Origin of the sequence: Streptomyces sp. NPDC056231, assembly GCF_048270745.1 — a bacterium.
Classification (GTDB): domain Bacteria; phylum Actinomycetota; class Actinomycetes; order Streptomycetales; family Streptomycetaceae; genus Streptomyces.
Genome location: NZ_JBLVKW010000026.1, coordinates 19,517 through 38,745 on the forward strand (window position 1 = coordinate 19,517; position 19,229 = coordinate 38,745).

At 71.2% G+C, this 19,229-nt stretch carries 15 protein-coding genes; all 15 read right to left on the bottom strand.

Features of this window, described 5'->3' with window-relative positions:
- Positions 1 to 6: 6 nt before the first annotated feature.
- From rfbC to asnB, 15 genes are read right to left on the bottom strand one after another with little or no spacing between them, the layout of a single operon-like run.
- A complete protein-coding gene (rfbC, locus tag ACNPQM_RS20830; protein WP_376345352.1) occupies positions 7 to 558 on the bottom strand; it encodes a dTDP-4-dehydrorhamnose 3,5-epimerase in 552 nt (183 codons plus the stop codon).
- On the bottom strand, positions 555 to 1,787 hold the full coding sequence (locus tag ACNPQM_RS20835; RefSeq protein ID WP_418085208.1) for a polysaccharide pyruvyl transferase family protein: 1,233 nt from the start codon (positions 1,785 to 1,787) through the stop codon (positions 555 to 557). The genes rfbC and ACNPQM_RS20835 overlap by 4 nt, the downstream gene beginning before the upstream one ends.
- Positions 1,784 to 2,731: a glycosyltransferase family 2 protein gene (locus ACNPQM_RS20840; RefSeq protein WP_418085209.1), complete on the bottom strand. Its 948-nt coding sequence runs from the start codon at positions 2,729 to 2,731 to the stop codon at positions 1,784 to 1,786. The genes ACNPQM_RS20835 and ACNPQM_RS20840 overlap by 4 nt, the downstream gene beginning before the upstream one ends.
- A complete protein-coding gene (locus tag ACNPQM_RS20845) occupies positions 2,728 to 4,017 on the bottom strand; it encodes a hypothetical protein (RefSeq protein WP_418085270.1) in 1,290 nt (429 codons plus the stop codon). The genes ACNPQM_RS20840 and ACNPQM_RS20845 overlap by 4 nt, the downstream gene beginning before the upstream one ends.
- A gap of 5 nt (positions 4,018 to 4,022) precedes the next feature.
- The gene (locus tag ACNPQM_RS20850) at positions 4,023 to 5,345 is read right to left on the bottom strand and encodes a DUF4910 domain-containing protein (RefSeq protein WP_418085210.1); all 1,323 of its coding nucleotides are present in this window, start codon (positions 5,343 to 5,345) and stop codon (positions 4,023 to 4,025) included.
- Positions 5,333 to 6,358 carry an NAD-dependent epimerase/dehydratase family protein gene (locus ACNPQM_RS20855; RefSeq protein ID WP_376345359.1) on the bottom strand — a complete coding sequence of 342 codons (1,026 nt, stop codon included), beginning with the start codon at positions 6,356 to 6,358 and terminating at the stop codon, positions 5,333 to 5,335. The genes ACNPQM_RS20850 and ACNPQM_RS20855 overlap by 13 nt, the downstream gene beginning before the upstream one ends.
- Before the next feature lie 3 nt (positions 6,359 to 6,361).
- Positions 6,362 to 7,009 carry a PIG-L deacetylase family protein gene (locus tag ACNPQM_RS20860; protein ID WP_418085211.1) on the bottom strand — a complete coding sequence of 216 codons (648 nt, stop codon included), beginning with the start codon at positions 7,007 to 7,009 and terminating at the stop codon, positions 6,362 to 6,364.
- Positions 7,006 to 7,836 (bottom strand): glucose-1-phosphate cytidylyltransferase, encoded by an 831-nt coding sequence (locus ACNPQM_RS20865; RefSeq protein ID WP_358859127.1) that lies wholly within the window; start codon positions 7,834 to 7,836, stop codon positions 7,006 to 7,008. The genes ACNPQM_RS20860 and ACNPQM_RS20865 overlap by 4 nt, the downstream gene beginning before the upstream one ends.
- Entirely contained in the window at positions 7,833 to 9,107 is a 1,275-nt protein-coding gene (locus tag ACNPQM_RS20870) for a class I SAM-dependent methyltransferase (protein ID WP_358859128.1), read from the bottom strand. The genes ACNPQM_RS20865 and ACNPQM_RS20870 overlap by 4 nt, the downstream gene beginning before the upstream one ends.
- Positions 9,104 to 10,378 (bottom strand): glycosyltransferase, encoded by a 1,275-nt coding sequence (locus tag ACNPQM_RS20875; protein ID WP_418085212.1) that lies wholly within the window; start codon positions 10,376 to 10,378, stop codon positions 9,104 to 9,106. The genes ACNPQM_RS20870 and ACNPQM_RS20875 overlap by 4 nt, the downstream gene beginning before the upstream one ends.
- 2 nt (positions 10,379 to 10,380) lie before the next feature.
- On the bottom strand, positions 10,381 to 11,613 hold the full coding sequence (locus ACNPQM_RS20880) for an O-antigen ligase domain-containing protein (RefSeq protein WP_418085213.1): 1,233 nt from the start codon (positions 11,611 to 11,613) through the stop codon (positions 10,381 to 10,383).
- Between the two features lies 1 nt (position 11,614).
- A complete protein-coding gene (locus tag ACNPQM_RS20885) occupies positions 11,615 to 13,135 on the bottom strand; it encodes a right-handed parallel beta-helix repeat-containing protein (RefSeq protein ID WP_418085214.1) in 1,521 nt (506 codons plus the stop codon).
- A gap of 8 nt (positions 13,136 to 13,143) precedes the next feature.
- Entirely contained in the window at positions 13,144 to 15,096 is a 1,953-nt protein-coding gene (locus ACNPQM_RS20890; RefSeq protein ID WP_418085215.1) for an alginate lyase family protein, read from the bottom strand.
- Positions 15,093 to 17,273: a bi-domain-containing oxidoreductase gene (locus ACNPQM_RS20895; RefSeq protein WP_418085216.1), complete on the bottom strand. Its 2,181-nt coding sequence runs from the start codon at positions 17,271 to 17,273 to the stop codon at positions 15,093 to 15,095. The genes ACNPQM_RS20890 and ACNPQM_RS20895 overlap by 4 nt, the downstream gene beginning before the upstream one ends.
- A 25-nt stretch (positions 17,274 to 17,298) precedes the next feature.
- Positions 17,299 to 19,227: an asparagine synthase (glutamine-hydrolyzing) gene (gene asnB, locus ACNPQM_RS20900; protein ID WP_418085217.1), complete on the bottom strand. Its 1,929-nt coding sequence runs from the start codon at positions 19,225 to 19,227 to the stop codon at positions 17,299 to 17,301.
- Positions 19,228 to 19,229 lie beyond the last annotated feature (2 nt).

Consider the following 19,229-nt stretch of genomic DNA (forward strand, 5'->3'; position numbering starts at 1 on the left):
TCGGCCTCAACTTTCTTGGTGTTTGAGGACCTTGGCGAGGCTTGGTGCCTCCCGGTCCCGCTGGGACATCGATGTGACCGGTAGCGGCCAGGGGATGGCGAGTTCCGGGTCGTCGAAGGCGATCGTCACGTCCTCGGCGGGATCGTGCGGGCGGTCGATCCGGTAGGAGGTGTCGGTGGTCTCGGTCAGGGCCTGGAAGCCGTGCGCGCAACCTGCCGGGATGTACAGGGTCTTCTGCGTCTCGTCGGACAGCTCGAAGGAGGCCAGGTTGCGGTAGGTCGGCGAGTCGGGCCGCAGGTCCACGACGACGTCGAAGATCTTTCCGTACGAGCACCGCACCAGCTTGGCCTCGCCGGCGCCGGAGCGCAGGTGCAGGCCGCGCAGCACGCCCCGGACCGAGCGGGACAGGCTGTCCTGGATGAAGGAGTCCGGGTCGAGGCCCACCGAGCGGACCACGTCGGCGTCGAAGGTGCGGCAGAAGAAGCCGCGTTCGTCGGCGTAGGGCGTCGGCTCGAACAGGTACGCGCCGGTGATCTCCGGTACTTCGGTCGCTTTCATGACGTCTCCCGCTGGGCGTGGGCGTGGTCGGCCGCAGGGAACAGGGCCGCGGTCAAGGAGTTGAACTGGTGCTCGAGTCGCTGGACGGCGGCCAGGTTCCGCTCGGTGAGGGTCTGCCGCAGCTCGGCCGACCTCTTCTCCAGCTCCCGGAACTGCTCGAGCAGCCGGTCGGCGTCGACCTCGCGCGCGGGGTGGCAGTACGCCTCAAGCCCCATATGAGCCATGAGCGCGTCGCTCTTCGCCGCGTAGCTGAGTGCGAGCGTCGGCGTGCCGACCTTCAGCGCGCAGATCAGGTTGTGGTACCGGGTCGCCACCACGGTGTCGGCAGCCGCCGTCTCGTTCATCAGGTCGGCCAGCGAGGCCGCCTCGGCAGCGGTGACCAGCGGCGAGTCCACCGCGTCGAGGATCGCGGCGACCACCGGCGCGTCGCACGTGTCGCCGGTGAGCAGCCGGACCGGCCTGCCGTCCTCGACCAGCGCGCGGACGAACCGGATCGTCCCGTCGAGGTAGCGCCGGTGGATCTCCTCGGCCCGGGCGCGGTCGTCGTTGCCGCCGTGGAAGGCCATGACACCGACGGCGACCGGGCCCGGCGGGTCCGAAGGCGCGCTCGCCCGCGGCGTCGGCAGGGCGAAGGCGAGGTCCGGGTAGACCTCGTCTCGCGTGGTGTCCACGCCCATCGCCCGCATCGCGTCGCGGGACAGGGCGTCCCGGTACGACCGGTAGCCGGCCAGCCGCGCCGACCAGCGCACGAGGGTTCGGGTCGGCCGGTTGCCGATCGCGGCGGCCCCGACGCCGACCAGCGCGACTCCGGTGCCGAACAGCCGGCCGGTCGCGCAGAGCAGGAACAGCGAGTACGGGAAGCCCCACGGCCGCAGCGGCAGCGTGGCCTCCAGGACGCCCATGCCCGGGACGATCACCACGTCGTGCCGGCGCACCCAGGCAGCGGTGCGGAAGACGTCGACGAGTTTGCCCAGCCCCTTGCCCACGATCGCGCTCGCACGTGACGCGGTCCGGTACTCCCCGCGGTACCAGTGCAGCCGCGTCGCGGGGATCCCGAACCGGGCCGTCACAGCCTCGGGCCCGCCGCACAGCGCGTCCACGGCCGCCTCCGGGTGCCGCCGCCTCAGGTACCCGAGCACGGCCTCCAGCGACCCGTCGTTGCCGAGGTTGCCGGAGCCGAGCAGACCGAACACCCCGATGCGCACCGGAGTTCCGTCCGCGGCCGTCATGCCCGCCTCCCCTCACGGCCGGCGACCAGGGCGTCGACGGAGACGGTGAGCCGGTCCGGGTCGACCGGGGCGCGGTCCTCGACCCGCTCGCCGGCGCCCGGCCGGACCCGGCTGGTCATCCACGCGGCCAGGTGCTTGTAACAGGCGCGCCGGTCGGCCGGGGACAACGGCGCCCGCCGGATCGCCGCGACGAAGCCCCACACGTACTCGGCAAGCAGCCGGGGCGTCGGGTGCAGCAGACCGGCCCGGCGCGGGTCCAGATTGACGCACCGGGAGCGCTTGGACGGGTTCGCCCGCTCGGCGCGGGTGGGATGGTCGCGCCGGAAGTACAGCAGCTCGGGCACTTGGTGGAAGGGCCCGTGCAGGGTGATCTCGGCGACGAACGTGCGGTCCGCGTGGTGGTAGCTGTCGTGCGGCTTCACCCGGCGCAGCACGTCGGCCCGCATCACCCCGTAGAAGTCGTCGCCACCGGGCTCGAACAGCAGACTGCGGAAACGCTCCGGCGCGTTGGGCGAGTCGGTGGCGAGCCCGTACTCGTACGGGACCTTCACCTGGCCCTCGCCGTCGATGACCGCCTGGCCGCTGTGCGCGAGGATCACGTCCGGCCGCTCGTCCAGCGCCTGAACGCAGCGCCGCAGCAGGTCCCGGGCGTACAGGTCGTCGTGCGAGGCCCATTTGAACAGTTCGCCGCGGCACTCGGTGAACACGTAATTGTGGTTCGGCGCGGCGCCGATGTTCCGGGGCAGCCGGAGGTACCGGATGCGCGAGTCCTTCGCGGCGTACCGGCGGCAGATGTCCTGGGTCCCGTCGGTCGAGGCGTTGTCGGAGATGACCAGCTCGAAGTCCTCGCAGGTCTGGCCGAGCAGGGCGTCGAGCGACTCGGCCAAGTACTCCTCGCCGTTGTACACGGGCAGGCCGATGCTCAGCCTGGGTTGCGCGGTCATGACGTCCTCACTTCGCGGATCGGTGCTTGAGCGTGCTCGCGCAGGGCGGACCGCAGTTGCAGCCACCACACGGCCGAGCCGCTGACGGTCGCGGCGGCGGCCCCCCAGGCCGAGCCGACCGCGCCGCCGGCGGCCGCGCCGCCGAGCCCGCCGCCGACGTAGCAGGCGGAGGCGAACAACTGGCAGCGCAGGCTGCGCCGGGCCGCGCCGAGCGCGCGCAGCCCGGCCGCCGCGCCGGTGCCGAGGCCCGCGCCGGCGACGCCGAGGCTGATCGGCACGATGAGCTGGGAGGCGGAGTGCCAGACGTCGCCGAGCACCATCTCGCCGAGCCGGCCGGGCACCAGCAGAAGCGCCGAGCCCCAGAGCAGCGCGCCGACAGCCTGCCCCCCGCCGAGGAGCAGGCAGAACCTGCCCAGTTGGTGCGGGGCCTGCCGCAGTACCCGTGCCGCCTCCGGGACGGTGACCAGTGAAAGCCCCATGAGCACGGCCAGGAACGGGCCGAGCAGGAGCTCGGCGCCCCGCACCGCACCCACCGCGCCGACCCCGACGATCACGCCGAGCCCGTACGCCCGCAACTGGCTCGCGCCACTGAGGCTGACGTTCTCGACCAGGTACCGGTAGCCGAGATCGCGCTGCTCGCGCAGCCACCCGCGCGCCTCGGCCATCCGGGGCCGGATGCCGGACTGGACGCAGCCGTACCCCGCGGCCACCGTGGCGGACGCGCCCCAGGCGAGCACGAAGGCGGCCACGGTGCCGACGCGGGCGGCCACCACCATGGCCGGGACGAGCGCGACACCCCACACGACGTCGTTGAGGAACGCCTTCCGCCCGGTGCCCGCGGCGAAGAACGAGTACCGCCAGGCGTCCTGGAGCAGCAGCCCCGGCAGCATGACACCGAGGGCGGCGAACGCGGGCCCGATCCGGCCGCCGAGGCCGAGCCCGGCCACCAGACACACCGCGCCGAGGACGCCGCCGACGCCGAGCGCGGTGCCCGTCGAGCGGCCCACCGCCCCGCGCCAAGCCGCGCCGGGCGGGCCGCTGAAGCGCACCGTGAGCGGATCGGTGGCCAGCCCGCGGGAGACGTTGAGCACCACGCCGTACGTCACCCAGGCGAGGCTGAACACGCCGAACGCGGTCACCCCCAGCGAGCGGGCCACGTAGATGCCCACCGCGAAGTTGCTCACGCTGGAGGCGGCCTGGTCGGCCAGTCCCCAGGACAGCCGGCCGACGAGGGCCCGCTTGGCGGACCCGGCCGGTGCCCTCGTCTTCTCCCCCTCGATGGTCATCGGCGTCACGTCTTGATCAGGTCGGCGTCGCGCAGGGCACCGGCCGCGGCGGCGACGGTGTCGAACGGCAGCCCGGACCGCTCGGCGACGTCCAGCAGACTGTGCTCGCCGTCGGAGAGGTTGAGCACCCACAGCATGGCCATCTGGGCCTGCTTGGTGTCGCTGCGGCCGCCGAGAGCGTCGTACAACCCGCGCCGGCCCAGCTGCGGCTCGCCGTAGGGGCTGAGGTTGACGTACCGCCGGTTGCGGTCAAGGAGGGCGAATGCCTCGCGGCAGAGGGCGAGCGTGTCGGCCATCGCCTCCGGGGAGACGAAGTCCAGGTTGTCCGCCGAGGTGTGGTACTCGGGGTAGCCGGCGTACGGGGTCCGGCTGAGCGAGCCCACACCGAGATCGAACCCGGGCGAGCAGAACTGCCGCTCGTCGTAGCCGTACGGAGTGAACTCGGCGACGTGGTGCGGGCGTTCGGAGGCTTCCAGCACATGCCGCATCACCCGGTCGATCTCCGCGTTGCCGCGTCTGCTCTGTTTGTACGTCAGTTGGCCCGGGTCGCCGGCGCAGGCCAGCACAAGGCCGTGCTTGACCCTTCCCCCAGCTCTCGGCTCCGATCGAGCAGGGGATACCCCATTCACCCGCTCCGCGTTGCGGGCTAGCCAGGTGATCGCCCCGATGGTGCCGGGCGCGTAGATGAACCGGTAGGTGTAGTACGGCGTTTCCTGCGCCAGCGCTCGGGCCAGGAATGTGGCCACCGCGATGCCGGCCAGGTTGTCGTTGGCCAGCGACGGGTGGCAGACGTGGCAGGAGACGATCACCTCGTCGGTGACCTGCCCGGGGACCACGTGCTCGGCGTAGGTGAGGTGGCCGTCCGTGAGCGTGGAGTCGATGCGCACCTCGTACTCGCCGTCCGGTAGCGCGTCCAAGGTCTTCTGGGCCAGGCAGAACCCCCATTCCGGCGTGTAGTAGCTGGTGCGGTACGGCACCCAGGCCGGGTGGTCCGGCAGGGTGTGCAGGTGCGCGCGCAGCTCGGACAGCGGCATGGTCGCCGACACCGGCACGCTGTAGCCGAGCACGTGCAGGCTGGACGCGGCGAAGTCGACGACCCGGTTGCCGGCGGGGTCGGCGATGTACGCGTCCCGGATGTTCCACTCCTGCGGCACCGTCCAGTCGAGCACTTGAGTCCCGGTCGGCACCTCGTTCACCTGCAGAGGGATGTACTCGCCGACGATCTCCAGGGTGGCGCGCACACCGTCGCCGGTGATGCTCCGGCACAGCGGGTACAACCGCTCCACCAGCGCGTGCATCTCTTCGCCGGCCGCGGTCATCGGCGCCACCGCAGGGTGTCGTCGACGGCGCCGGCGTCGGACGCCGCGCGCAGCACGGCCAGCCGGGTGAAGCGTCGCTCGAAGTCCTCCCGGTTCAGCCCGTGCTTGCGGTAGGCGTCGGCGAGTTCGAGCGCGCCCTGCTTGACCGTCCACTCGCAGTCGAAGCCGGGCACCGCGGCGCGGAACCGGGAGAAGTCCACCCGGTACGACCGCGGGTCGGCGCCGTTCTCCCCGGTGATCACCACCTTGGCGCCGGACACCGCCTCGGCGACCTGCTCGGCGATCTCGGCGACCGTGGCGTTGTTGATCTCGCTGCCGATGTTGAACGCCCGGTCGTGCACCGCCTCGCGCGGCGCGACCAGCGCGGCCGCGAAGGCCCGCGCGATGTCGGCGGCGTGCACCAGCGGGCGCCAAGGGGTGCCGTCGGAGAGCACAAGGACTTCGCCGGACAGAAGGGCGTGCCCCACCAGGCTGTTCAGCACGATGTCGGCGCGCAGCCGGGGCGAGTAGCCGAAGGCGGTGGCGTTGCGCATGAACACCGGACTGAAGTCGCCGTCGCAGAGCTCGTGCAGGTCGTCCTCCACCCGCACCTTGGACTCCGCGTACGGCGTCACCGGCCGCAGCGGGGCGTCCTCGGCCACCAGCTCGTCGCCCCCGGCGGCGCCGTAGACCGAGCAGGTCGATGCGTACAGGAAGCGCCGCACTCCGGCGTCGCGGGCCAGCCGGGCCAGCCGCACGGACGCGTGGTGGTTGATGTCGTAGGTGAGCTCCGGCGCCAGCGATCCCAGCGGGTCGTTGGACAGCGCGGCCAGGTGGATCACGGCGTCCACCCCGGCCACGTGTTCGGCCGTCACGTCGCGCAGGTCCACCCGCCGCGTCGGCGGGTCCGCGGGCGTCGGGCCCAGCACGCAGTCGGCGAACAGGCCGGCGTCAAGACCGACGACCTCGTGCCCGGCGGCCGCGAGGACCGGGGCCATGACGGTGCCCAGGTAGCCCTGGTGCCCGGTCAGTAGTACGCGCAAGGTTCATTCCCCCAGGTCGAGAGTGAGTTTGGTGACGGCGAACGCCTCGGCGTAGCGCGCGTTGCTTTCGATACCGCGGATCCGGGCCAGCCCGAGGAAGGCCTCCCGGTCGTACCAGGGCCGGTGCTGCTGCGAGGGGTAGTGCTCCTGCAGCAGCCGCCCCTTCTCCTCGGCGATCTCCGGTGCCAGCGGCTGGTACGCCGCCGGACGGCCGAGATCGCCGTCCCACTTGACGATCTCGTAGCCGAGCACGAGGTGGTCGCGGAACGCGGTGGTCATGAGCTTGGCCAGACCGCGGTGGTCCTGGTGCGCGTCGTCGGTGCGCGGGGCGAGGACGAGATCCGGCTCCGTGGTCGCGCGCAGCTCCTCGACCGTGCCCTTGGCCTCGTCCCAGTGCGCGGGCAGCCGGCCGTCCGGCAGCTTGTGCACGGTCAGCCCGAGGTCGGCGCCCGGGCAGAAGGCGGCGAGCGCGGCCCGCTCCTCCTGTTCCCGCTCGCTGCCGCCGCCGCTGAGCACCAGCGCGTCGACTCGGAGGCCCGGATGCGCGCGGCACAGCGTCAGCAGCGTGCCGCCGGCGCCGATGGCGATGTCGTCGCAGTGCGCGCCCACCGCGACGATTCTGTTCAGGCGCCCGGCCCCGAGCCGGATCACGCGGTGCCCGCCCCGGCGCCGGCCCGGCTCTTGGGCACGCCCGCCCCTGTGTCGCCGTGCTCCCACACGGCCCACGGGCGGTCGCCCCGCGCGAAGGCGTCGTCGAGCGCGGCCCGCTCCTTCACGGTGTCGGTCGGCTTCCAGAAGCCGCGGTGCTGGTGCGCCACCAGCCGTCCGCGCTTGGCCAGTTGGGCGCAACCGTCAGCGACCAGGTCCCCGTTCTCCGGGATGTGGTCGAAGACCTCCTGGCGGAGCACGAAGTAGCCGCCGTTCTCCCACAGCGGCATGTCACTCACCGCGGTGATGCCTCCCACCAGGCCGTCCTCGCCCAGTTCCACGCAGTGGAACGAGGACTGCGGCGGCACCACCATCATCGACGCACCGGCGTCGCGCCGGGCGAACCGGTCGATCATCTCCGGCAGCGGGGCGTCGGTGAGCACGTCGGCGTAGTTGGCGAGGAACATCTCGTCGCCGTCCAGGTGGTGCCGCACCCGTCGCAGCCGCTCCCCGATCGGTGACTCGATGCCGGTCTGCGCGAACGTGATCGTCCAGTCGGCGATGTCGGTGGACAGCAGCTCGGCCCGCCCGCCCCGCAGCACGAAGTCGTTGGACGTCGTCTCCTCGTAGTTGAGGAAGAAGTCCTTGATGTGGTGAGCCCCGTACCCGAGGCACAGGATGAACTCCGTGTGTCCGAAGTGTGCGTAGTAGCGCATGACGTGCCAGATCAGCGGCCGCGGGCCGACCATCGCCATCGGCTTCGGCACGTCGTCGGAGGCTCCGTTGCGCATACGCATCCCGTAACCGCCGCAGAACAGGACGACCTTCATCGCTTGACCTCGACAATGCTCAGTTCCGGAATGGGAAACACGAGTCGGCCGCCCCATTCGTGTACGAAGGACAACTGCTCGGTCAGCTCGGCCCGCAGGTTCCACGGAAGGACCAGGACGTAGTCCGGCTTGTCGGCGGCGATCCGCTCGGGTGCCAGGATCGGGATGCGGGTGCCCGGCGTGAACCGGCCGTGCTTGTAGGGGTTGCGGTCGACCGTGTACGGGAGCAGGTCGGGCCGGATGCCGCAGTGGTTGAGCAGGGTGTTGCCCTTGCCCGGGGCGCCGTAGCCGACGACCGTCTCGCCGCGCTCGGCCGCCTCGATGAGGAACCGCAGGAGGTCCCGGCGCACCTTGGCCACCCGAGCGGAGAACTCGGTGTACCCGGACAGCTCCTGCAGCCCGGCGGCCTTCTCCCGGTCCAGCACGTCGGCCACCCTTCCCCAAGCTCTCGACTCCGCTCGAGCAGGGGATACCCCATCGGTCGGCTCGCCGGCCACCTCGGCCGGCCGGGCCCACAGCCGGATGGATCCGCCGTGCGTGGGCAGCAACTCGACGTCCACGAGCGCGAGTCCGCCGCTCGCCAGCGCCCGGATCGCGGACGCGACCGTGTAGTACTGGAAGTGCTCGTGGTAGATCGTGTCGTACTGGTTCTCCTCGATCAGGGTCAGCAGGTGCTGCACCTCGATGGAGACCCAGCCGTCGTCGGCGACCAGGGCGCGCAGCCCCTGGGTGAACCCGACCACGTCGGGGATGTGCGCGTACACGTTGTTGGCCACGACCAGGTCCGCCGGGCCGTGCTCGGCGCGGACGGCCGAGCCGGTGTCCGGGGACAGGAACTCCGTGAGCGTGGGCACACCCGCGTCCCGCGCCGCGGCGCCGACGTTCACCGAGGGCTCGATGCCGAGGCAGCGGATCCCGCGGTCCACCACATGCCTCAACAGGTACCCGTCGTTGCTCGCGACCTCGACCACGAAGGCGTCGGGGCCGAGACCCAGCCGCTGTACGGCGTCGTCGACGAACGTGCGCGCGTGCTCCACCCAGGAGGTCGAGAAGGAGGAGAAGTACGCGTACTCCGTGAACGTCTCCTCCGGCTTGATCAGCGGAGGGATCTGCGCGAGCCAGCAGTCCGTGCAGACCCGCAGGTGCAGCGGGTACGCCGGTTCCGGCTGGTCCAGTTGGTCCGCGGCGAGAAAGCTCTCACACGGCGGGGTCGCCCCCAGATCGACGACGCTCCCCATCGCCGCCGAGCCGCAGAGTCGGCATCGTGTCATTTACTGCTCCCATCTCTGCTCGCGCGGGTGCCCCGCCGCGAGCCAGCGTTTCCGTTCCCTACCGGCGGCGGGCTGTCCCCGCCGCCGGACCGACCCGCGATCGCGGTGCGGTATTCCTCCACCAGGCGCTCCAGCCCGACGGCCGGGCTGAAGTGCTGCTCGTAACGGCGACGGGCCGCCTGGCCCATCTCCCGGTTGCGGTCCTGTTCGGCCGTGATCCGGCGCAGGCAGGACGCGAGCGAGGCGGGCTCGCCCGGCCGGTGCAGCAGCCCGGTCGCCCCGTCCTCGACGAGTTCGACGAAGGCGCCGTGACCGGCGGCGACGGCCGGGACCCCCGCCGCCATCGCCTCCACGACCACCAGGCCGAACGCCTCCAGCCACGTCGAGGGAGCCACCACGGCGATCGACCGCGCGATCGCCTGCCGGCACTCCGCCTGGTCGTACAGGCCGACGTAGCGGACGTCGTCCCGGTCCGCGGCCCAGGCGGTCACCTCCGGCTCCAGCGGCCCCGTACCGGCGATCACGAGGGGGACGCCCACCCCGCCGTCGGCGGCGAGTTCGTCCCAGGCGGCCATGAGCAGCCGCACGCCCTTGGCCTCCGCGAGCCGGCCGAGATAGAGCAGATGCTCGCCCGCGCCCGAACGCAAGGCGCCCGGGTCGGGCACGAAGTTGTGCTTCAACGCCAGTCGCTCGGCCGGCATGCCGGCCCGCACCAGGACGTCGCGCTGCGCCGCGGAGATGCAGAAGAACCGCTCCACGCCGGACCACCACCGCCGTCGGTTGACCGACATGCTGACCGCGAGCGGCACCGTAGCCAGCCGGGAGTTCCGGTAGCAGCCGTGCCGGACGGCGGGCAGCGGAGCGGACCCGACGCACTCGGTGCACGGCCGGCCGTCCCGCTGCAGCGTGCCGGGCGGGCAGACCTGGGTGTAGTTGTGCAGCGTGGCGACGGCGGGCACGCCGGCGTCAGCGCAGGCGGCCAGCACCGCCGGCGACAGAAGCGGGAAGACGTTGTGGACGTGCACCACGTCCGGCCGCTCGGTGCGAAGCCGGGCGGAGAGCTCCGCGCGGACCGCCGGGTTCCACGGCACCAGCAGCGGTACCGCGACCTTGCTCAGCAGGGATCGGGCAGCGATGTCGTCGCTGCGCCGCTCGAACACTTCGACCCGGTGGCCGGCCCCGCGCAGCAGTGCCACCTCCTGGTCGACGACCTTGTTCTCCCCGCTCGGCTGCGCCGAGGCGTAGCGGTTGTGCACCACGAGGACGTGCATGCTCAGGTCACCTCCGATCTCTGGGCCGATCGCGGGACGCGTCGTCGAGGGATTTCGGGCGTCGAGAGGGGAGTGGCCGCGGCAGGTGCCGCCAGCAGTGAAGCGGCCACCGCCAGATGCAGCAGATACGGCGAGGCGTCGCCCAGCCCGGCCTCGGTGTACGACGCGATCGCGCAGTAGCTGATCAGGAAGATCGCGCAGGCTCTCGACAGCGACGGTGGCCGCAGCAACGCGACGCCGCCCAACACGATGATGATCGCCGCCACCAAGGCCACGCCGGTCATACCCTGCTCGTTGTAAACGGCCAGCCAGCTGTTGTCGATCGGCAGCCCGCCGAACGACTTGTCGCCCAGGCCCGCGCCGAACAGGTACTCCGAGGTCGTCCGGGGTGCTGTCAGCAGGGCGTGCCAGACCTTTGCCCGACCGGTGAGGCTGGTGAAGTACTCCTGGCTCTGTCCGCGCAGGAACCATGCCTGCAGCGCGGAGGCGAACCCCACCGCCGCCACCGCGGACACCAGCACCGCCCAGGCGAAGAACCGGCGGGCGGCGGCGCTGGTCAGGACGAGCGAGCCGATCGCCAGCACCAGCCCGATGAGCAGGCCGACCGTGGCCGTCCGGGTATGGGTCAGCGCGAGCAGGACGAGTGACGGCACGATGACCACCGCCGCGCTGGCCTTGTCGGTCCGGCGGCCCAGAACGAGCAGCACGGTAAGCCCGATGATCACCGCGGCGTACTGTCCGATCTGCGGCGGGGTGAGCGGCCACAACGCGCCGACCAGCCGCCCGCCGTAAGTCTCGGGCATGGCCGCGCCCGGTGAGATGACCAGGCCGGCGGCCACCGACCCGAGCACCGCGAAGTACATCCGGATGTGGTGCCGGACGAACGTCAGGCCGCCGTCCCACCAGCGGCTGAGCAGCCACAGCGTGCCGACGAAGAGAGCCAGCCGGGCGCAGCGGAACAGCGCGCCGAACCCGGACTCCAGGTTCGCGCTGGAGATCACGCTCAGCACCAGCAGCAGGGTGAGCAGGAACACGAAGGCGCTGGCTCGGATGCGCAGCCGGAGATTGACTGCGAGCACCAGCGAGAACGCGGCGACCAGCGAGCCCATGGTGACCATCTGGATGAGGGAGCGGGGCAGTGGAATGATGGTCTTCGCCCCGGCGGAGCCGAGCGTGTTGAGGATCAGCAGCCCCCAGACTGTACCGACGATCTTCGGTGTGTGGTCCGTGCTCATCTCAATCACCGTCCCCTGCGCGGAAGGTGCTGCCCGCGTCCTGCTGGTACGGCGCGCCCTGCCACTGCCCGGAGTTGAGGATCCGGCTCGGGTCGTGGGCGACGAATTTCCATGGTCCGAGGTAGACGTTGTCGTGCCAGCGGTTGTGCTGCTTGCTGGTGATCGCCTCGGCCACTCGCTCGCCCTGGTACGGCGACCAGTCCGGATAGGTGCCGTAGTTGGCCAGCACTGCCATTCGGTCGCACTTCACCGTGCAGTCGACGTCGGATTTGTCCAGCACGAAGCGGTTGCCGTGGATGTCCACCCGCTGGGTCTTCCACCGGCAGTCGGCGTAGAGCGGTGCGGTGGCGATCGCCGGCTCTGCGCAGCGGTCGGTGTTCTTCACCAGCAACGTGCAGTCACCGGACGAGGTATTGGCCGGGCTGTTGCAGAACCGGTCGGCGTTTTCCCACAGAGTAATCCCGGACCAGTTGTTCTCCAGCACGTTCCGATAGATCTCGATCTTGTCCGTGCGGGCTGGGATCCGTGGTTCGCCGCCGGACTCGGACACGTAGATGGTTGCGAACGGGAAGTTGTCGCCATGCTCGGCGTACTTGCGGCCCTCGACCCAGTTATTCCGCCGGATCGTGTTCTTCCGGATGACCGCGTTGTAGCTGGTCTCGTAGATCAGCGCGGCACCGTCGTTTTCCTCGAGCACGTTGTCCTCGATGCGGAAGTCGTTGTTGTTGGTGTCCGCCCACAACCCGGTTCCGCGGTTGTCGTGCACCCAGTTGCCGCGTACGTCGGCGCCGTTGACGGCCCAGAACTTGATGCCTCCGGTGCAGCCGCAGCCCTTCCGCCGCTGCTCCCAGTCGTCGGTGTTGTTGCCCACGATCTCGTTGCCTTCGACCACCAGGCCGCTGATACGGCCGGTGGCCTTGTACGCGTTCATGCCGTACTGACCGTTGTCGCGCAGGCAGCTGGCGCGGACCCGCTGGCGGGCACCGGCCATCAGCCCGGCGCCGGAGTTGTGCTGGATCGTCGCGTGCTCGATCACCCACTCGTCGGCCGAGTCATGGTTGACCACGCCCTCGTCGGGCGGCGCCACGAAACGTTGCACGGTCAGGTAGCGGATGGTGACGCTGCGGGCTGTACCGCCGAACGCGTACTGGTTCTTCTTCCGGCCGTCGAGCACCGCGCCCGGCGCACCGAGGTAGCGGTTCCCCTCCTTGGGGATGACCTGGGCGTAGCGGTCCGGGTCGAGCCTGTGTTTGCCCGGTCGAAGCCAGAACGTGGTGTTCGGGGGGCTGCTCTTGGTCTTCGCTGCCAGGTCACCGACCACCGCGGGGTCGACGGTCACCGCGCCCGCCGGCGCCCTCGCCGGCCCGGCCGCGGGCTTGGCGCACACCCGGACCACGGGCGTGGATGGCGCAGCGGCCGGCTTTGCCCCGGCGCCCGGCGTGCTCTCACAGCCGGGCGCCGCCAGCAGGGCCAGCGCCGGCGGTACCGCCGCCAACGCCCAGTGCTTCCTCTTGATCCCCATGCGCACCCCTAGCCGCGGAACCTGAGTACGGTGGTGAACCCCTCCGCGCCGTCGGCGAAGCCGGTGCCGACCAGCGTGGTGGTGGGTTCCTTGCGCCCGAAGCCGGCGGAGTACCAGCCCAGCGGCGGGTCACTCTCGCCGCGATGCGCCCGCCAGCACAGCTGCCCGGGCAGGTCGAGCGCCGCGGAGCGGTCCTCGCCGTCCCGGGTCCAGGTGAGCACTGCCCGGTTCCCCACCAGGTCCGCGGCGATCGCCGGGCCGAGGTGGAACGCCAGGTGCACGGCCCGGCGCGGGCCGCGCACCTCGTCAACCACCCTCAGCTCCTGGCTCGCGGCCGTCAGATCCACCTGGCGGCGGTGCACGGAGCGCTGGTAACCGTCGTGCTCGGCGCACCATCGGACCGTCCCCCCGTCGGAGGCGCCGGATGTGTCCGCGACCAGGACGTTGCTGCGGGCATGCCGGGTCCACAGGAACGGGCCGCCGGAGACGGACTGGTCACCGCCATCCAGTTGCAGGGTGTTGTGGCCGAGGGTCGACCGGAAGTACTGCCGCCACTCGGGCTGCCCGTGGTAGCAGAACGTCCCCGGGTCGGCGAGCACGTCGACCCCGTCGTGCCGGACCTCCACGGACAGCGCGTCCGCGTGCGCATGCGCGGCGATGGACAGGAATCCGTGCGGACCACCGTCGCAGCGGCACCAGATCTCCGCCGGGCCACGCAGGATGGTCATGCCCGCGTCGGCGAAATGGGCCGGTCGGCTTGCCGGGCGGGACACGGCCGGTGCGGTGGGCCGGATGAGCGCGGCCAGCAGCGGGGTGCGCACATCGGTGCCGGTCACCGCCGGCCACCAGTCGAGCCGACCGAACACCGCGTTCCCGGTAGCCAGCAGCGAGGCCCAGCGGTCGGTGCCCGCGCCGTCCACGACCAGCCCGTGCCCGTCGTCCGCGTCCCCCTGGCGCGGCGGCCGTAGCCGGCTGTCCACGATGGCCGCGAGCGCGTCGGTCATCCGCAGCAGCACCAGCCGGATCGACGCGGGGACCGGCCTGCCTGCGGCATCCGCCTCGGCCACCGCGGCCAGGCCGAGCTCCAGCACCAGTCCGTGATACTCGGTGGCCAGCTCGCGGTTGAGGCCCGAGTCGAAGGTGTTGCCGCGCAGATGCCGCTCCAGCGACCGCAGCGCGTCGGCTCGCCAACGCGCCGAGGAGGGGAACCACCCGAACGCGCAGGCTGCGGCGAACTGCCCGGCGGCCTCGGCGATGACGTGGTTGTTCGCCGAAGACCCCCGGCTGGGGAAGGCGGCCAGCCAGCGCTGGTGGTGCCAGATCTGCTTCACCGCCACCGGGTTGCCCTCGAACAGCCCGGCCGCGCCCGGCCAGCCGTCGAGCAGCCGGCGAATCCACACCCAGGACAGCAGCCGGATGCCCAGCTCGATGCCGCTGATCCAGTGCACCCCGCGCAGCGGTCGATTGGCCGCCCACCACGACCGCAGGTGCGCGGCCACTCGCTCGGCGTACCGCTCGTCCCCGGTGATCGCGTAGGCGGCGGCGAGCACGGTGAGGTACTGATGCCGGGACAGCTCCCAGATCTGCTTGATGTCCCCGACCGCGTCCTCGTTCCGGTACGGCACGTCGAAGGCGTAGCCCGACGGAGCCCGGCGCCCGGTCTTCGGGTCGCACCACCAGTCCGGGTCGGCCAGGTCGTCGCGGACCACCCCGAAATATTCGGCGTGCCCGTACATCAGCCGGTCCGCCTCGGCGATGAGCCGTTTCGCCGCGTCCGGAGGTACTGCGGCGATCGTCCCGGCAGGCAGGACCGCGGTGAACCGGGCGCCCGTCACGCTCGGGCAGTCCGGCCGCGCCGACCGCCACCGCCGTCTGCGCACTGCGTCGCCCACCCGGCCGCCGACCTCCTGCGGCCCCATCCGGGAAAGGCGCCGCAGGTACCAGCCCGCGCTCATGGTCATCGCGGCCTCTCCAACGTCACCGGCGCGCCGCAGGCCAGGCCGGCCTGTACGGCGAGGGTGGCCGCTGTGGTGGCGGCCAGCGACTCCAGCGGCACCGGCATCGGCCCGCCGGTCCGCACAGCCTTGATGAACGCGGCCAGCTCGGCGGACTGGCCCTTGTCCCGGGCCTTGGGCAGCCGCGAACTGACCCACCGCTTGCGGCCGTACACCGAGGCACGGACGAAGTCGTCGAGCCGCAGCACTTTGTTGTACGCGACGAGGTCCAGCGTCTCCTTGGGGAAGCTGGGCGCGCCGGTGGTGACGTAGCTGATGGTGGCGGTGGACCCGTCCGGGTAGTGCAACACGACCTGCAGGTCCTCGTTGCCGGACGTGGCGACCGCGTACACCGAGACCGGGTCGGCATCGAGCAGCCAGCTCGCCGTGTCGATGAAGTGTCCACCCTCACCGGCGAAGCGCGAGCCCTCGGTGCCCTGTTGGAGGTACCAGCTGCCGTGCTGCAGCCGGCCCGCGTTGACCAGGTAGCGGAGGCTCGCCGGACCGGTCCGGGCGCCGAACCGCTTCCTGGCCTCCTGCAACAGCGGCGCGAACCGACGGTTGAAGCCCACCTGCAGCCGGTCGTTGCCGGACTCCTCCACCGCCGCGAGCACACCGGCCAGCTCGTCCTCGGTGAGCGCCAACGGCTTCTCCACGAACACCGTCTTGCCGGCCAGCAGCGCCCTTCGGGTCAGTTCGGCGTGCGAGCTGTGCCGGGTGACGACGAACACCGCGTCGATGGACTTGTCGCCGAGCACGGCGTCGAGATCGGTGGTCGCCTCGGCGAAGCCGAACTTCCGCTTTGCGTTGGCCGCGGACAGCGCCGTCGTGGTGACGACCGTGGACAACTCGACACCGTCGCGTTGTGCCAGGTGCGGCAGCAGCATCGACGTCGCGTAGTTTCCCGCGCCGACGAACGCGAGGCGCACCGGCGTCTTGGCGGACCGGGCTGGGGTGGGCGTTCCGCCGCTGCGTCGCACCGCGGGCACGGCCACCGCCGGGGCCTCCGGTTCCCCCGCGTGTTCGGGGTACCGGAACAGCACAGCCACGGCCTTGAGGTCGCCGTCCTTCAGGCGCTGGTACGTCTCGACGGCGTCATCGAAGTCGGCGATGTGGGAGACCAGGGGCTCCACGTCGACGCTGCCCCGGGCGAGGAGATCGAGGAAACACGCCAGGTTGCGGCGCTCGGTCCAGCGCACGTAGCCGATCGGGTAGTCCCGCCCCTCGAGCTCGTACTCCGGGTCGTAGCGCCCGGGGCCGTAACTGCGGGAGAACCGGACGTCGAGCTCCTTCTCGTAGTACGCGTTCCACGGCAGGTCCAGGCGGCACTTGCCGATGTCGACGACCCGGCCGCGGTCCCGGCAGAGCCGGGCGGCCAAGTCGACGGGCTGGTTGCTGCCGCCGCCGGCGGCCAGGTACACCTGGTCCACGCCGTGACCGCCGGTGAGTTCGGCGACGACGGCTTCCACGGCCGCGGACGCGGGATCGCCGCAGGCCGCAGCACCCAGGCGCTCGGCGAGCTCGCAGCGCACCGGGTCGGGGTCGACTCCGACGACGCGGACCCCTGAGGCCGCAAGGAGCTGCACCACCAGCTGCCCGATCAGCCCGAGGCCGATGACCAGCGCCACATCGCCGAGTTGAGGCTCGCCGCGGCGGACGCCCTGCATCGCGATCGACCCGACGGTGCCGAAGGCCGCGTGCCGCGGCGCGAGGCCGTCCGGCACCCGGGCGTAGAGGTTCTTCGGCACCCAGTTCAGCTCGGCATGCAACGCGTGCTCATTGCCGGCGCAGGCCACGAGGTCGCCGACCGCAACGTCGTCAATCCCGGTGCCGACCTGCTCGACCACCCCGCACAGCGAGTAGCCCAGCGGCGTGTAGGAGTCCAGCTTGCCCATCACTTTGCGGTAAGTGGCGGGCACCCCGTTGGTGGCCACGCTCTGCATGACCTTGGCGACCTGGTCCGGCCGGGAGCGGGCCTTGCCCAGCATCGACATGCCGGCCTCGGACACCTTCATGAGCTCGGTCCCGGTGGAGATCAGCGAGTAGGTGCTGCGGACCAGCACACCGCCCGGCTTGCACCCCGGCACCGGCACGTCGAGCACCGCCAGCTCGCCGCTCTTGTAGTTCTGCACAACCTGTTTCACCCGAGCTCCTCTTGTTTCAACGTCGTCAAGCCGCTTGGCTCTGGCCGGAGCCAGAGGTCGCGTCGCGATACCAGTACTCGAGCGTCAGCACATGCCACAGATGCTTGGAGAAGTCCCGCTGCCCGGCGGCGTCCTCGGCGACCATGCGCGCCAGCGCGTCGCGGCGCAGGAACCCGGAACTGACGAGCATGCCGTCGTGCACCACCTCGCGCACCAGCGGTGCCAGATCCCGGCTCATCCAGGCGCGCAGCGGGGCGCTGAACAGGCCCTTCGGCCGGTACACGATCTCCCGGGGCAGAATCGAGGTGGCCGCCTCCTTGAGGACGGCCTTGCCCTGTCGTCCGACGATCTTGCGATCGCCGGGCACGGCGAACGCCGCCTTGACCACCTCGACGTCCACGTACGGCACCCGCACCTCGGTCGACGCGGCCATGCTCGACCGGTCGGTGTACGTGAGGTTCAGGCCCGGCAGGAACATCCGGGCGTCGCCCAGGCACATGCGGTTGACGAAGTCGTCGAGGTCGTTGTCCTGGTAGATGTCCGCATGCTCGGTCAGCACGTCCTCGACCGTCCCGGCCAAGTCCGGATTGACCAGGGCGAGCAGCTCCTCCTGGTCGTACATGGTGTAGCTGCGCCGGAACGCGGTCTCCTCCGGCAGCTCGGCGAAGGAGAGGAACCGCTTCGCGAAGCGCACCGACCGGTACCCCCGGCGGGCCGTGGCGACCGGCAGCCGGTCCACAGTCGCGGACAAGCCGCGCCGCAGGGGTCGCGGGATGCGCTGGTAGCGCAGCGCAAGCAGGTTGGCCAGGTGCTTGCGGTAACCGGCGAACAGCTCGTCGGCACCCATCCCCGAGAGCATCACCTTGACCCCGGCCTCTCGTGCGGCCGAGCAGATCAGGAACGTGTTGATCGCGGCGGGGTCGCCGATCGGCTCGTCCAGGTCGTACGTCATCTGCGGCAGCAGGTCGAGCACATTCGGAGCGATCTCGATCTCATGCAGGTCGACGCCGAACCGCTCGGCCACCTGCCGGGCATAGCGCAGGTCGTCCGGCATCGCCTCGAACTTGGCGTCCTCGGCGCGGAACCCGATCGTGTAAGCGGAGATCCCGGGGCGGTCGCGGGCCGCCAGCGCGGTCAGGTAGCTGGAGTCAAGACCGCCGGAGAGGAAGGTCGCCACCGGTACGTCGGAGAGCAGGTGGCGCCGAGTCGACTCCTCGACGATGGCAGCCAGGTCCGGCCGTTCGCCGCTCCGGGCCCGCTCCTGGCCCTGGGCGGCGACGTCCCTCAGATGCCAGTACTGGCCGAGCTCCACCCGGCCGTCGGGCCGGCACCGGAGCCAGCTCCCTGGCGGCAGCTTCTCCGCTTCGCGGAACGCACACCGGGAGTCCGGCACCCAGTAGTACAGCAGTGAGGCCACCAGCGCCGCATGGTCCACCTGCAGCGACCTACCGGTCACGGCGGCGAGTGCCTTGAGCTCGGAGGCGAACACCAGCCCCTCGCCGCGCCGGAGCAGGAACAGCGGCTTGATGCCGAGCTGGTCGCGGGCGAGCACCAGTTCACCGGTGCGCTCGTCGAAGATCCCGAACGCGAACATGCCGCGCAGCCGGGGCAGGCAGTCCGTGCCCCAGCGCCGCCAGGCCTCCAGCAGCACCTCGGTGTCGGAGGTACCGCGGAAACGCACCCCAGCGGCTGCCAGCTCGGCACGCAGCTCGGGCGCGTTGTACAGCTCGCCGTTGTACGTCAGGACGAGGCCGCCCGAGACCATCGGCTGGGCGCCGGTGTCTGACAGGTCGATGATGGCCAGCCGGCGGTGCCCGAGGTGCACTTCGCCGTCACCGACGGGATGGCTGTACCGGCCCGCTCCGTCCGGACCGCGGTGGGCGAGGGTCTTGGTGAGCCGGTCGGCCACGACCTTCCCGTCCGGCCATCGGTAAGTGCCTGCGATGCCACACATGT

Bases quoted from the DNA above. Each gene is read 5' to 3' on its own strand.
- rfbC (WP_376345352.1), bottom strand. From the start codon at position 558: ATGAAAGCGACCGAAGTACCGGAGATCACCGGCGCGTACCTGTTCGAG.
- ACNPQM_RS20835 (WP_418085208.1), bottom strand. From the start codon at position 1,787: ATGACGGCCGCGGACGGAACTCCGGTGCGCATCGGGGTGTTCGGTCTG.
- ACNPQM_RS20840 (WP_418085209.1), bottom strand. From the start codon at position 2,731: ATGACCGCGCAACCCAGGCTGAGCATCGGCCTGCCCGTGTACAACGGC.
- ACNPQM_RS20845 (WP_418085270.1), bottom strand. From the start codon at position 4,017: ATGACCATCGAGGGGGAGAAGACGAGGGCACCGGCCGGGTCCGCCAAG.
- ACNPQM_RS20865 (WP_358859127.1), bottom strand. From the start codon at position 7,836: ATGAAGGTCGTCCTGTTCTGCGGCGGTTACGGGATGCGTATGCGCAAC.
- ACNPQM_RS20870 (WP_358859128.1), bottom strand. From the start codon at position 9,107: ATGACACGATGCCGACTCTGCGGCTCGGCGGCGATGGGGAGCGTCGTC.
- ACNPQM_RS20875 (WP_418085212.1), bottom strand. From the start codon at position 10,378: ATGCACGTCCTCGTGGTGCACAACCGCTACGCCTCGGCGCAGCCGAGC.
- ACNPQM_RS20880 (WP_418085213.1), bottom strand. From the start codon at position 11,613: ATGAGCACGGACCACACACCGAAGATCGTCGGTACAGTCTGGGGGCTG.
- ACNPQM_RS20885 (WP_418085214.1), bottom strand. From the start codon at position 13,135: ATGGGGATCAAGAGGAAGCACTGGGCGTTGGCGGCGGTACCGCCGGCG.
- ACNPQM_RS20890 (WP_418085215.1), bottom strand. From the start codon at position 15,096: ATGACCATGAGCGCGGGCTGGTACCTGCGGCGCCTTTCCCGGATGGGG.
- asnB (WP_418085217.1), bottom strand. From the start codon at position 19,227: ATGTGTGGCATCGCAGGCACTTACCGATGGCCGGACGGGAAGGTCGTG.